At 62.8% G+C, this 13,405-nt stretch carries 9 protein-coding genes; 8 read left to right on the top strand and 1 reads right to left on the bottom strand.

The genetic code is table 11. From position 1 onward, the window contains the following. Nucleotides 1-7 precede the first annotated feature (7 nt). Nucleotides 8-5,485: a translocation/assembly module TamB domain-containing protein gene (locus F0M18_RS18265; protein WP_149612906.1), complete on the bottom strand. Its 5,478-nt coding sequence runs from the start codon at nt 5,483-5,485 to the stop codon at nt 8-10. A 98-nt stretch (nt 5,486-5,583) separates the two neighbouring features. On the opposite strand from F0M18_RS18265, the gene F0M18_RS18260 reads away from it, so the two are divergent. From F0M18_RS18260 to F0M18_RS18225, 8 genes are all read left to right on the top strand, one after another. Next, nucleotides 5,584-6,048: an RICIN domain-containing protein gene (locus tag F0M18_RS18260; protein ID WP_149612905.1), complete on the top strand. Its 465-nt coding sequence runs from the start codon at nt 5,584-5,586 to the stop codon at nt 6,046-6,048. A gap of 179 nt (nt 6,049-6,227) precedes the next feature. Further along, nucleotides 6,228-7,343, top strand: coding sequence for an AI-2E family transporter (locus F0M18_RS18255; RefSeq protein WP_149612904.1), 1,116 nt, complete (start codon nt 6,228-6,230; stop codon nt 7,341-7,343). Then, complete coding sequence (locus F0M18_RS18250; RefSeq protein ID WP_149612903.1) at nt 7,340-8,866, top strand: efflux transporter outer membrane subunit; 1,527 nt, start codon at nt 7,340-7,342, stop codon at nt 8,864-8,866. Before F0M18_RS18255 ends, F0M18_RS18250 begins: the two co-directional genes overlap by 4 nt. Nucleotides 8,867-8,881: 15 nt before the next feature. Beyond that, entirely contained in the window at nt 8,882-10,033 is a 1,152-nt protein-coding gene (locus F0M18_RS18245) for an HlyD family secretion protein (protein WP_149612902.1), read from the top strand. A 1-nt stretch (nt 10,034) separates the two neighbouring features. Further along, a complete protein-coding gene (locus tag F0M18_RS18240) occupies nt 10,035-11,069 on the top strand; it encodes a DUF2955 domain-containing protein (RefSeq protein WP_149612901.1) in 1,035 nt (344 codons plus the stop codon). Next, entirely contained in the window at nt 11,069-11,512 is a 444-nt protein-coding gene (locus F0M18_RS18235) for an ion channel (RefSeq protein WP_149612900.1), read from the top strand. Before F0M18_RS18240 ends, F0M18_RS18235 begins: the two co-directional genes overlap by 1 nt. Nucleotides 11,513-11,567: 55 nt before the next feature. Further along, the gene (locus F0M18_RS18230; RefSeq protein ID WP_188109803.1) at nt 11,568-12,407 is read left to right on the top strand and encodes an SDR family NAD(P)-dependent oxidoreductase; all 840 of its coding nucleotides are present in this window, start codon (nt 11,568-11,570) and stop codon (nt 12,405-12,407) included. Between the two features lie 71 nt (nt 12,408-12,478). Further along, nucleotides 12,479-13,360: an SDR family NAD(P)-dependent oxidoreductase gene (locus F0M18_RS18225; RefSeq protein WP_149612898.1), complete on the top strand. Its 882-nt coding sequence runs from the start codon at nt 12,479-12,481 to the stop codon at nt 13,358-13,360. Nucleotides 13,361-13,405 lie beyond the last annotated feature (45 nt).

The following is a 13,405-nucleotide window of genomic DNA, read 5'->3' as shown; positions in this document are numbered from 1 at the left end:
GGCGCGGCTAGAATTCCGGGCCGACCGTAATGTAGATCTGGAAGGAATCCTCGGCGTCGTCCAGTGGGAAGCCAAAGTCGATGCGCGCCAGGCCTACCGGGGAACGCCAGCGCAGCCCGAAACCCGCGCCCAGTTTTTCGCCGATGTCGTCGAAATCATTGAAGGCATTGCCCGCGTCGAGGAACACCGCGGCGCTGAAGTCGGGAATGATCTGCTGTTCATATTCAACACTCGCCACCAGCAGGTGCTTGCCGCCAGTTATCGTATCGGCGGCGAAGAGTTCCTCGAAGCCATAGCCGCGCACACTGCGCGCGCCGCCCGCACGAAACTCGAAGTACTCCGGCAACTGGTTGAAGTTGATACCCAGCGCTGTCTCGCTCTCGGCGTCGCTATAGCCCAGTGACGAGCGCAGCAACAAGCGGTTGTTTTCGCCCACCGGGAATATATTCCAGGTGTCTGCGCGCAGTTGCCAGAAGCTGATGTTGGAACCCAGGTCTTCGCTGGCTCCGAGCAACGCGAGTTTATAGAAGTCGCCCCGGCGAATGTAGAGCGGGTCGTCGGCACGATACAGTTCCAGCCTGAGCGTGGGCACCACGGTTTCGAAGTCGGGCGCCAGTATGTCGTAGGTCTCGCGACCGATGCTTTCGATAATGTCCTGCTGCGAGCTGTCAGACAGGTTGCCAAACACCACTTCGAAGATGTCATAGGTCTCCGCCGCCACGCCCAGGCCGATGCTGCGATCAAAGGTAAAGTCGTGCCAGCTGAGCCGGGGCATGTGCCAGTACATCGAGGCGATATTGGTGGCAATACGGGTTTCTCCGCCCTCGTCGAGATCGACATCATCAAAGGTCAGGTCCTTGCTTTCGTGTCGCGCCGTGAATTCGATGCTGCTGCCGGAAAGCGGCGCTATGGGTATGGTGTAGCTGGCGTCGCCCGCGATGCGGTTGCGATCCTCCACGGCGGTGGCTCCGAGGGTGAGCTGGTGGCCTTTGCGGCCAAGGTAGCGCCGCGTCCAGTCGAGCTGGCCGCCGAGCCCGTAGTCCGTGCCCCAGCCGAGGCGGCCGCGATACCGATTGGGCTTGAAGGGGGTGAGTTCGATGCCAATGGGTATGGCCGGTTGCGTATCACCAAGCGGTTCGCCAGTGACAATATTGACCTCGCGAAAATGGCCGCTCCGGCTCAGGGCCGCGCGCTGGCGGGCAATGGCATCGGGGTTATAAACGTCTCCCTCGCTGATCACCAGGTAGTGTTCGAGGTAGTCAGTGGCAAACTGTTGCTGTGAGAATGAAATGGGGCCGAAACGGTAGCGCGGGCCGGTGTCCAGCAGCAGTTGCACGCTCGCTGCGTAGCTCGCCATGTCCACTTCAACGCGGTGCTCGCTGAATTCGGCGTCGAGGAAGCCCAGGGTCTGCGCCTGTTCCAGCAGGCGCACCTTGGCGGCTTCGTAATCGCGGTGGTCCAGCGTATCACCCGGGCGCAGTGGGATGTCGTTGGTGGCCCGCTGCAGTGCAGTGTCGGTCTCGCCGGGGCCACGCAGGGTAGCGCTGACCTCTGCGATGGCAACCGACTCGCCCGGGATCACTGCATAGGCAGCCTGCCAGGCGGCGTTGTCGTTGCCAGGCGGCGTGAGCGTGGCATCTATACGCGGGCGGTAGTAACCGAAAGGCTCCAGCGCACGGCGTATTTCCCAGGTGGCCTCGTTGTGCAGCGCGGTGATGGTTTCGGCGTCGAGTTGCGAGTCCTGCTGCCTGGCCCGTATGCGCAGCGAGGCCTCCACGTTTTGCAGCAGCTCTCCCTCGAGACCCGTGACAGAGACCGCCACAGTGGCGCCGACCGCAGCCGGGGCACAAAGCAACAGCCACAGGCAGCTGAATGCGAACAAGCGCCGCGCGACACACCATTCAGTATTCGTCTCAGTGCTCATAGGTAAAGGTCGCATTGACGTTGTTATCCGCTTCACCCACGTTGGCGCTGACACCGTAGCGCGGGGTGATCGTAAACAGCGAGTTGAACTCACTGGTGTCCTGGACCATGTTGTAGCCGTAGCCCACGTAGATGCGCGGGCTGATGTAAGTGCCCAGGCTGAGCACGTTGTCCCGTGAGCGCGGCGAGCGCCCGGTGAGCAGGTAGCTCTGTATTTCGCTGGCCGGCAGCTGCGGCCGCGAGAACAGTTCCAGCACCGTGTGCCGCTGATGGATACGCCGGCGGCGGTGACCTGCGGGTCGTTGTCGATCCAGCGCACCGCGCGTATGTTCAGCTCCGGTTCCGAGGCGGTGACATCGGCGAAAATAATCTGCCCGTTTTCAATCTGCAGGTCCTGGCCAAAGGAGCGGAAGGTGCCGCCTTCCAGCGCCAGCCTGCCGCGGGCAGTGGGCATGATGTCGGCCTGGTCCGGCGAGTTGGTAAAGGTTACGGCACCGGTGATCTGGCTGCGGAAGCCTACCGCATTGACGTTAACCGCGTCTCCCAGCACCAGGCGCACCTGGCTGTCAATGCGAAACGGGGCGGCCGTGGAGAACAGGTCCGGCGGGGGCTCCACTGAGCGGTTGATAACCACCACATCGGCCGAGGGCGCCACCCGCTGCCCGGATGATGCTTGCTGCTCGGGACTCGCTGCCAGCGCGGCGGGGCTGAGCTGTATTTGTGGGGTGATGTCAGCTGCGGGTACGCGGATGTCGCCGCGCAGTCGCAGTGTGTCCTCGAGCCAGCTGATTGCCAGGTCCGGGGAGACGGCGACGCGTGCATCCGCGGTGTTGTAAACGGTGAAGCTCTCGCCCTGCAGCGCCACGTCGGCGGACTGTGTATCGAGGTTGACGCTGCCTTTCACTTGCAACTGCCCATCACCTGATGCGGCGCTGCCGGCGATGTCGAGCAGGCCGGTAGTGTCCGGGTCGCTGGTTGCCAGCAGGCTCACCCGGCGCAGTTTTAAACCGGCCATGGGTATATCTGCAGCGCCGTTGCGCAGGGCGACTTCCCCGGCGATGGCGGGCTGTTCCAGGCTGCCTGCCAGCGCGAGATCAGCGTCCAGGCTGCCCGCGGCGGCGCTCACATCCGGTAGCCAGGCGGCGAGGCCCTCGAGTTCCGGGATGTTGGCCTTAAGCTGGCCCTTTAGAGGCTGCTGTGCGGGCAGCGGCCAGCGCTTGAGGTTCGGCAGGCTGATGTTGCCAGACACCCGACCCTGCTCGGGCAGGCCGAGACTGGTGTCAGCTTGAAGGCCGTCGTTGTCGATACGGAATCCGGTGACGCCACCCGCGTAATGCAGCTGCCGCAGGCCGGCCTGGGTGTCTACCTGTATTACTCCCGGACTCAAATCGATGGCACCCGAGGCGCGCAGCATACCCTGCGCATCCATGGCGGCATCGATATTGGCGGAGACGCTGCCGCTGGCGGTATCCAGCAGGCCCTGCAGGGGAAGTTCCTGCAGCTTCGCCACCAGCGTGCTGTCACCATCGGCCTGCCAGGCGGCAGCGGTACACAATGCGGCGCTGCTACTCTGCTGTTCCAGGCAGGTATTCGCCAACGATGCCTCTTGCGCAGACAGTGCCAGGGCACCGCCCTGGCGCAGTTGCCAGCTGCCGAGTTGTTCGCTGGCGAGGTCTAGCCCGGTCACTGTGCCGCGCCAGTTGGAACGCCCTGTTCCCAGCCCGCCGGAGAGGCCCAGTGACAGTGTCTCGCTGGCAGTGCGTCCCTGAAACCGCAATCGATGCTGGCCCAGGGTGCCATCTACCTGTAGCTGCAGAGCTTTCGCCAGTGCTTCACCGTCGCTGCGCAGTTCACCCGTGCTCAGGTCAATCGCCAGCGCCGATTGCAGCTCAATGCCCGACTGCAGGCGCAGTGCCAGCGATTCCAGTTGCAGGTTGTCCAGCGCCAGTGTCCCGCCGCTGATCTCAGCGCTCAGCAGCGGCGCTGATATTGTCCCGGCGAGTTCCCCCTGTGCCATGATCGCGCCTGTGGCGCCGTCGAGCAGGACTCCCGGGTCGTTGATATCGGCCTGCCAGCGCAGGGCCAGGGCGTCACCTTCGAGGTGGCCATCGGCCGCCAGGCTATTGTCGTCGCTTTGCGCGCGCAATTGCTGCAGCGTGATGCGCTCACCGGCGATTTCGGCCACGGCGGATGCGGCCACCGGGTAGCCCATGAGCTCTCCGGACAGCGCCTGCAGGTCGATGAGCGCCTGCACCTCACCATCCGCCTGCAACTGCCCGCTGGTCTCCAGCGCCAGCGACAGTTGCCCTGGCAGTTCAGTCAGTGCGGCGGGGTTGAGGCGGGTCGCGTCGATTTGCAGGGCCCAGCGCGGCGCTGGTTGCCAGTGCACGGGTCCCCGGATGTTTACCTCGCCATCCAGGAGCTGGCCGCGCAGTGCGGCGATCTGCAGCTGCGTGGTGTCGCCACTGCCCTGCAATTGCCACTGCCCGGGCGGAATGTCCTGCCCGGCCAGCGCAGCGTTTACCGTCAGCTCGTAAGCCTCGGTGGACCCGGCAATGGCCAGCTTGCCGTTTGCACTCTCTGCCAATATTGGATCGGTCATCAGCGGCCAGCGCAGTGCGCGCCATGCCAGTTCGCCCTCGAATCGAGGCGCTGGTTGGTCGAGGCCACTGACTTTGCCGCTGGCGAGAAAGCTCAGGGCTGTCTCGCGCAAGGACACCTGCAGCCGCCTCACCTCGGCGCGGTTGTCGCCCTGGCTGCCCTCGATATCGCCGTCCAGTGCAAGCGCATCGGGCAGCTCGGCGTTGAGGGCCTGCAAGCCTTCGGCGCTGGCGCCAAACGCCAGGTCGAAAGCCAGTGTGTCCCCCCAGGCCAGATCGCCGTTGAGTACAGCGTTACCCGCCAGTTCTGCGGCGGCGCCAGCGGCCAGCGGCACTGACCCTGACCATTCGGCGTTGATGTCCACTGGCATGTCATTGCGCAGCACCACGTCGCCCCGCAGTGCGATGCTTCCGCCCGGCGCTGCCACGGTCAGTGAATCGATGCGCAGTGCGCGGTCCTTGATTGCGGCCGCGACCGACACGCTGTCAATCAGCAGGGGAGGGCCGTCACCGCTGCGCCAGCTGATGTCCTGGATCGCGAGACCCTGTAAGGTGACGTCAACTGGCAACGGCAGGCTGCCGGGCAGGAATGGCCCGGTGGCGGGCTCGCTGTCACTGGCTGTGGACACAATATCCACCCCCTGCACGGTGGCGCTATCGATCAGCAGTTCGCCTCGCAGCAGGGCGGCCGGTGACCACGCTATTTGCAGGCGCTCCACACTGGCCTCAAGCCCCGGCTGGGAGATAGTGACCCCGTTCACCGTCATGGCGCCCAGCAGCGAGCCGCTGAACTGTTGCCACTGTATGTCGTCCCCGAGGCGTTGCTGTACTTGCCCGGCTAACAGGGCCGATCCGCGATCAGAACCCGCCAGCCACCACAATCCCGCCACGGCGACGAGGCACAGCAATGCCACGGCAGCGAGCAGTGCCATGGCGAGTTTCACGGTTTTCGACAGGACCAAATTACCTCCGGGCCGGGTTACACGCTTTAAATGGTTGTCAGAGCGCACACTACAGGCTACTTTGCCCGTAGCGAATAGATAGTAGTGAAAGGAGACCCATGATGAAACCGCAAACGCTGACACTGGTGATGACAATGGCCGCCGTTTCTACTGCATCGGCGGTGGAATTCAACACCGACGCATTGAAAACCATTCAGCAGGAGGGCCACAAGATAGCCGCAGAGGCGCAGGGTGGCCGCGCCTTCAAAATGGGCAATGGATTCTGTCTCGACTACGCGGGTAAGGCCCTGGTGCTGAAAAAGTGCAAGAAAAGCGGCAGCACCCAGACCTGGCACTTCGATGGCCAGAGCAGGCTGGTAGCCAGTGACGGTCGCTGTGTGAACAATGCCCAGCTGGCCAAATGTGGCGGTGGCAAAAACCAGAAGTGGACACTGGACCAGCAGAATCGCCTGGCCAATGCCAACGGCCAGTGCCTGCAGCCCCAGGGCAATAGCCCCAAGAACGGCGCCAAGCTCAGTGTTGCCAAGTGCAGCGGCGCCGGCCACCAGGTCTGGAAATCCTAGTGGTTTAGTCGAGCCGTCGCCTCGGCGGTGCTAGAATGACGCCCACGTTGCAAGTGCGTCGCCATAAGCTTTTGCAAGCGCAGCGCACGGCAGTGTGGGCAATAATAAAATAACTGGCCGGTGACCCCTTTGGCGAGGCAGCCGGCGCTGATGCCGCTCTGGCGGTGCAGGGAGTTCGTATGAGTAATGCCAGTAAACCCGACCATCCATTGACTGCCGCCGAGTTCACCGACGGACTCATCAGGGTGGGGCTTATCCTGCTGATGGTCGTTGCCTCGCTGCGTGTATTCAGCCCGTTTATGAGCCTGATGCTGTGGGCACTTATCCTCGCGGTGACCCTGTACCCGACCCACCAGCGCCTGGCAGCGAGGCTGGGTGGCAAGCAGGGTCGGGCGGCGACGCTGCTGATACTGATCAGCCTGCTGGTCGTGGGCATACCGGTTGCCATTATCGGCTCTGCTGCGGCCCAGCACGTGATGCAGGTGGCCGATGGCTACCAGGCCGGCACCCTGGCCCTGCGTCCGCCGGCAGATGCGGTGGCGGAATGGCCGTTGATCGGTGAGCAAGTGTATTCCGCGTGGTCAAAGGCTGCCGCCAACCTGCCCGCATTCGTCGAGGAAAACCGCACCACGATAGAGTCGCTGTTGACCAAGGGTGTGGCGGTCGCCAAGAGCACAGCAGGCTATGTGCTGATGTTCATCGGCGCGCTCATCGTTTCCGGGATCATGATGGCCTACGGACGCAGCGGCAGTGAAGCGCTGTATGCAATACTCAATCGGCTGGTCGGGTCCGAGCACGGCCCCAGGGTGCATTCCCTCGCCACGCTGACCACTCGCTCCGTGGCGGCAGGCGTGCTGGGAGTGGCGCTGATCCAGGGTATCCTCGCCGGTGCCGGCTTTATGCTCGCCGATGTCCCGGCAGCGGGCATACTCGCATTTGTGGTGCTGATGATGGCGATCATGCAGTTGCCGGTTATCCTCATCATGCTGCCGGTCATCATCTGGCTGTGGAATAACGGTGATGCCGGTACGGCCATGAACATCGTGTGGACGGTCTATCTGCTGTTGACAGCCCTGGCAGACAATGTCCTGAAACCCATGCTGCTGGGCCGCGGCGTCGATGCGCCCATGCCGGTGATCCTGATAGGGGCCCTGGGCGGCATGATATCCACGGGCTTTGTCGGCCTGTTTGTCGGTGCCGTGGTGCTGGCTGTGGGCTACCGGATATTCATGGAGTGGGTGGCGTTAGCGGATGACAGCGACACGGCGCAAGAGGTGGCCGAGGCCGGGGAATGATGCCAGCCCGCCGAGCGGCCACTGTCGCACTCGCCGCCATCATCCTGCAGGCCTGCACCAACCTCGGACCCGACTACGAGGAGCCACCGGTTGACTGGCTGCAGCAGTGGGAGACAGATCTCTACGGCCAGGCGCTGACCTCGGCGCCGCAGCAGGCGCAGGATGTCGGCTTCTGGTGGCAGGCCTTCAATGACCCGATCCTCAACCAGTTGATAGAGACCGCGCGGACGGAGAACCCCACCCTGCGTATTGCCGGCCTGGCGATCCTGGAGAGCAGGGCGCTGCTGGGTATCGCTACCGGCCGCCGTTACCCGCAGGTGCAGCGTGCCAGCGGCAACTGGACCCGGGTCGATAGCTGGCCCACCGAGGGTGATGACTCCGGGGACCACAGTCAGCTGAACAGCTACGGTGCAGGGTTTGACGTGGCCTGGGAGCTGGATTTCTGGGGGCGTTGGCGGCGCGGTGTAGAGTCTGCCGATGCGGCCTTTTTCGCTTCCGTAACCAACCAGCAGAATGCGCAGGTGTTACTCGCCGCGCAGGTAGCTGATGCCTATTACGCCTATCGCACCACGGCGCGGCAGATAGAGATTGCCCGCGAGAACGCCGGTTTACAGAAGCGCAGCCTGGAGATTACGACCAACCTGTTCGAGAGTGGACAGTCCGCTGAACTGGACGTGCAACAGGCCCGGACCCAGTACCTGGCGACGATGGCCACCATCCCGGAACTGGAGATTGCGCTGCGGCAGATAGAGAACGCGCTGGCTGTGCTGTTGGGGCGAGCCCCTGGCGAACTGCCGGAAATGGCCGCGGTCTCGCCCGACCTGCCCACTTTAAACCCGGTCTTTATCGACGATTTCCCCGCCAACCTGTTGCTGCGCCGGCCTGACGTGCGCACTGCAGCCTGGTCGGTGGCGGCACAGTCTGCACAGATCGGCGTTGCCCGTGCCGATCTCTACCCGGCAATCTCGCTGTTTGGCACTATCGGCTGGTCGGGTAATTCACTGAGTGGCACCAACGATACTCTCAGTACGGGTTTTGGCCCGGCCTTTAGCTGGAACCTGTTTAATTACGGCCGTCTCGAAAACAATGTCAGGGTGCAGGATGCACGCCTGCAGCAGGCGATAGAACGTTACCAGCTGACCGTGCTGGCGGCGGCATCGGAGATTGACGGCGCCGCAATCAGTGTGGTCAAGACCATGGAACAGCAGGGCATTCTCGCCGATGCGCTGGCCGCTGCGGAACGCTCCCTGACCCTGTCCACCAAGCGCTACCAGGAAGGCTATTCGGACTTCCAGCGCGTGCTGACCGCGCAGCAGTCGCTGGCAGCGCGCTCCGCCAGTTACGTGTCCAACCAGGGTGCGCATATCAGCGCGGTGATCGATTTTTACAAGGCAGTGGGCGGTGGCTGGCAGCCGGCCAATGGCGACGACCTGGTGCCGGAGCCCATCCGTGCAATCATGGCCGAGCGCACTGACTGGGACGGTATGCTGGATGCGCCGTTACCGGTGGCAACGCAACCCTGACAGGTTTAACAAGCTATGAATGAAGCGAAAGCAGAGACAGAGACAGGCGACGGCGCGACGCAAAGCCAGGACACGCAGGGTCAGGCGCCGGCTGCGGTGAGGCGCGGTGGCGTGGTGATTGCCGCGCTGATCCTGCTGAGCCTGGCGTGGTACCTGAGCGCAGACCGGTTCACACCCTATACCACACAGGCCCGGGTGCAGGCCTACGTGGTCGGCATCGCGCCGCAAGTGTCTGGCTATGTGGTCGAGGTGAATGTCAAAAACAACCAGCGGGTAGAGGCCGGGCAGCAGCTTTTCCGTATTGATACCACCCAGTACGAGATTGCCCTGGCCAAGGCGCAGTCAGATTACGAGAACACCTTGCGCCAGGTCGATGCCGGCGACGCCGGGGTGGAAGCGGCACGGGCCAACCTGCGCTCTGCGCAGGCAAACCTGGTCAAGGCGCAGAAGGACACTGCGCGGCTGGAGCGACTCTACAAGGAAGATCCGGGTACCATCTCGATGCGGCGCCTGGAAATCTCCCGGGCCACACTGGATCAGTCCAGGGCCGCGGTGGCGGCAGCCGAGGCGGGCATTGCACAGGCCATCGAGGCCAAGGGCGGGGACTCTGACGATGACAACAATACCCTGCTCAAGATCGCCCGCACCGCCGTGGAAAAAGCGCAGCTTGACCTGGAGCGCACCGTGGTCAGGGCAACATCAGCCGGGGTCATCACCGACCTGCGCACAGATGTGGGCATGTATGCGGCCGCCGGCGGCCCACTGATGACCATGGTGTCCTTCAGTGATGTCTGGGTGCAGGCCGATTTTACCGAGAATAACCTCGGCAATATCCAGACCGGTACCCCGGTAGAAATCCTTTTCGACGTGTTGCCGGGGCAGGTATTTGCCGGCGAGATCAGCAATATCGGCCTTGGCATCAGCGCGTCCCAACCGCCGCCGCCGGGGACGCTGCCCAGCGTCAGCAATAACCGGGACTGGTTGCGCCAGTCGCAACGCTTCCCGGTCATTGTGCGTTTTCCCGTGCGCGATGACGACGCACTGCTGTCGCAGCTTCGCGTTGGCGGGCAGGCTTCCGTGATCGCCTACAGCGACAAAGCCTGGCTGACGCGCTGGCTGGGCAAGCTGTACATCCGCTTCATGAGCGTGATGACCTACGCTTACTAATATGCCTGTTGCCGCCAAGCGTGTATTCCGGCTCAGCCTGAGTGTAGCGCTGTCACTGGCTCTGGCCTATGGCACGGCGCAGGCGTTGCCGTTTATCGCCCCCCTGTTTGCGTTTATGCTCGGCGCGGCGCCCAAGCCGCCGCTGGGGCCAAAAGGCCTGCTCGGCCTGGTGCTGGCCCTGTGCGTCACCCTGGGTAGCGGCCTGCTGTTGGTGCCGCTGCTACAGCACTACCCCGCGGTAGGGTTGATGGTGGCGTTGGCGGGCCTGTTTCTTGCCAACTACGTGACGCTGAACCTGGGCAAGGCCATGGTCGGCGCATTGCTGACGGTCGGTATCGCCATGATTTCCGCCATCGGGTTGATGGGTTATGGCATCGGCTGGCTGCTGATCCAGGCCATGTGCGTGAACGTGGCAATCGCGGTGATAAGCCAGTGGCTGGTATACCCGTTTTTCCCGGAGGATGGGGGCGCGGCGCCGCAACCGCCTGCACCACAGCCCGCGCAGTCGAGCTGGCTTGCCTTGCGCGCCACGCTCATCGTCTTCCCAAGCTACCTGCTGGTGCTGAGTAACCCCACCCTGTATGCGCCTATCATCATGAAGTCCGTGGCGCTCGGGCAGCAGGTGTCGGAGACCGACATGCGTGTCGCCGGGCGTGAACTGATCGGTTCCACCCTGCTGGCGGCGCTGCTTGCCGTAGTCATGTGGTGGTGCCTTAAGCTGTCGCCCACGCTGTGGATGTACACGTTGTGGACCCTGGCTTTCGGCGTCTTCATCATTGCCAGGGTCTATGGCGTCGCGCCCACTCGCTTCACGCCCAGTTTCTGGTCCAACGTGATGATCACCTTGCTTATTTTTATTGGCCCGGCGGTCGGTGATACGGAGTCTGGAAAAGACCCGTACAAAGCCTCGGCAGTGCGGCTGGGGCTGTTTCTCGGTGTTACGGTATACGCCTGGTGGACCCTGGTGACGCTCGAATGGCTGCGCAAGCGCAGGCAATTCGTTCGCCAGGCCGTGGGCGATGGAGGGCCGCTGTAGTGTTAGTGAATTTCATGGTGGGCCTCGGCGCCATGCTGGTGTGCCTGGTGGTGCAGGCGCTGTTGGTCGCGATTGCCGTGCAATTTTATGCACGCTACCAGGGGCGGGCCCGCTCGGCATCGTTCTTCAGTACGCTGTTGTTGATTAGCGGTGTCATGGTGGTCATGGTGATGGGAAACTTTCTGCAGATCTTTATCTGGGCGCTGTTGTTTCTGGGCCTGGGCGAGTTTGATGACATTGTGGTGGCGGTCTACCATTCTGCGGTGAACTTCGCCACGCTGGGTTACGGCGATATTGTTATGTCGCCCGCGCACCGGATTCTCGGCCCCATGCAGGCGATAAACGGTGTGTTGATGATTGGTGTGACCACGGCGGTGATGATGTCCGCCTCGCAGGACGCGCTCAGGCGCACCCGCAATGCCAGGCAACAGGCCGGCGAGTGACCCTGAATTTCCCCGGCAGCCTGCCGGGGCTTTATCAAGAAAAGGTAACAATCACATGAGCAGGATAGACCGTCGCTTTCCAGAAAAGCGCGCTTTCGTAACAGGTGCCGCTGCCGGGTTGGGGCTGGAGATCTGTGAGCAGCTAGCCCACCAGCAGTGGAAGCTGTTTATCGTTGATATCAATGCGCCGCGCTTGCACGATGTGGCGGAGAAGCTGCGTGCGATGGGTGCGGAGGTCATCGACAGGGAGCTGGATGTCACCCGGCCGGAGGCACTGGATACCGCCCGCGCGGATATCGTCGCGGCCTGGGGCGGTGTGGACCTGGTGTTCAATAATGCCGGTATCGCCGTTGCCGGAGAGGTTGATGAAGTGGCCCTGGAAGACTGGCACCGGGTCATCAATGTGGATCTCTGGGGCGTGATACACGGTTGTCGCACGTTCTCGTCCCTGCTGAAACAGCAGGGCAGCGGCCACATCATCAACACTGCCTCCAGTGCCGGCACGCTGTCGGCACCGGAAATGGCGCCTTACAACGTCGCCAAGGCGGGGGTGATCTCACTCTCGGAAACGCTGCGGGTTGAGCTTTCCAAATACGATATCGGCGTGACCGTGGTCTGTCCGACGGTATTCGCCAGCTCGCTCGGTGAGAACATTGGCGACAGCACCCGCGGTGAAAAGATGCTGCAGCGCCAGCTCGAGCAGACGCAGGTTTCCGCAAAAGAAATTGTTGCGGATGTATTCGACGCCATCGAGCGCCGACGCCTGTACGTGATGACGCAGCCCGATGCGCGCTGGGGCTGGCGCATGAAACGCCTGTCGCCGGAATTTTTCTTCAACTCCCTCGCGCGCATGTACCGTGATCGCAAGGGCGTGTTCGCTGAGGACCGGTTTTAGATTTATCGCCAAACAACCCGTACACCGTGCTGGCGGACGAGTCAGCGCGCAAATTTAAGGAGGACCAGTAAGTGCTGGATTTAAAGGGCAAGACAGCAGTCATCAGCGGCGGCGCTGACGGTATCGGCTTCAACCTGGGACTGACCCTGGGCAAGGCCGGTATGAATATCGTGCTCGCAGACATCGAGGCGCCGCAACTGGCCAGTGCCGAGGCGGCGCTGCGCGATGCCGGCATCGAGGTGCTCGCCGTGGCCATGGACGTGGCACTGCGTGAGGACTGGTCGCGCACGGCGGAAGCGGCCGTGCAGCGTTTCGGTGCCGTGCACATGCTCATCAACAACGCCGGTGTGGGTGGTGGAATCGGTGCCCTGGAAACGCTGGACGAGCCAGGCTGGCGCTGGGCTATTGATGTCAACCTGATGGGCGTGGTGTACGGCGCCAATACCTTCATTCCGCTCCTGAAAGAGCACGGTGAGGCCGCGTGGTTGATCAATGTCGCCTCCATGGCGGGTATGGCGGGCGCGCCCCTTGGCGGCGCTTATACTGCCACCAAGGCCGCCGTCGTCGCCTTGTCCGAGTCCTGGTATGACGAGCTGAAAAACACGCCTGTGCAGGTGTCAGTGCTGGCTCCGGCCTTCGTGAAAACGCGTATCCACCTGTCGCATCGCAACCGCCAGGCCCGCTATGCACCGCTCTCGCCACCTACACCTGACGTATTGCACATGGCAAAGGTGACTACAAAGGCTGTGGAAAACGGGATCGATGTTGAGGTCGTGAGCGCGCGCGTGCTGGAGGCACTGGAGCAGGGCGAGCTGTATATTTTTACCCATCCCAACTACAGTGTGGTGCCGCAGCATCGCAGTGCTGCCATCGCCGCCGCGTTCGAGCGCGCCGCAAAGAGCCCGCTTCTGGAAGGCATAGCCGAACAGGATGTGACGCTGTTTGACGGCTGAAACGGGCCAAAACCATGCAACAGAAACAACACTACGCAGGAGCAC

Origin of the sequence: Pseudohalioglobus sediminis (assembly GCF_008370495.1) — a bacterium.
Lineage (GTDB): Bacteria > Pseudomonadota > Gammaproteobacteria > Pseudomonadales > Halieaceae > Halioglobus.
The sequence above is the reverse complement of the archived record's forward strand: the minus strand, read 5'-3'. Positions and strand labels throughout refer to the sequence as shown.

What these genes read in the sequence shown, in the direction of transcription:
- F0M18_RS18230 (WP_188109803.1), top strand. Translation starts at nt 11,568, where the DNA reads ATGAGCAGGATAGACCGTCGCTTTCCAGAAAAGCGCGCTTTCGTAACA.
- F0M18_RS18260 (WP_149612905.1), top strand. Translation starts at nt 5,584, where the DNA reads ATGATGAAACCGCAAACGCTGACACTGGTGATGACAATGGCCGCCGTT.
- F0M18_RS18255 (WP_149612904.1), top strand. Translation starts at nt 6,228, where the DNA reads ATGAGTAATGCCAGTAAACCCGACCATCCATTGACTGCCGCCGAGTTC.
- F0M18_RS18250 (WP_149612903.1), top strand. Translation starts at nt 7,340, where the DNA reads ATGATGCCAGCCCGCCGAGCGGCCACTGTCGCACTCGCCGCCATCATC.
- F0M18_RS18240 (WP_149612901.1), top strand. Translation starts at nt 10,035, where the DNA reads ATGCCTGTTGCCGCCAAGCGTGTATTCCGGCTCAGCCTGAGTGTAGCG.
- F0M18_RS18245 (WP_149612902.1), top strand. Translation starts at nt 8,882, where the DNA reads ATGAATGAAGCGAAAGCAGAGACAGAGACAGGCGACGGCGCGACGCAA.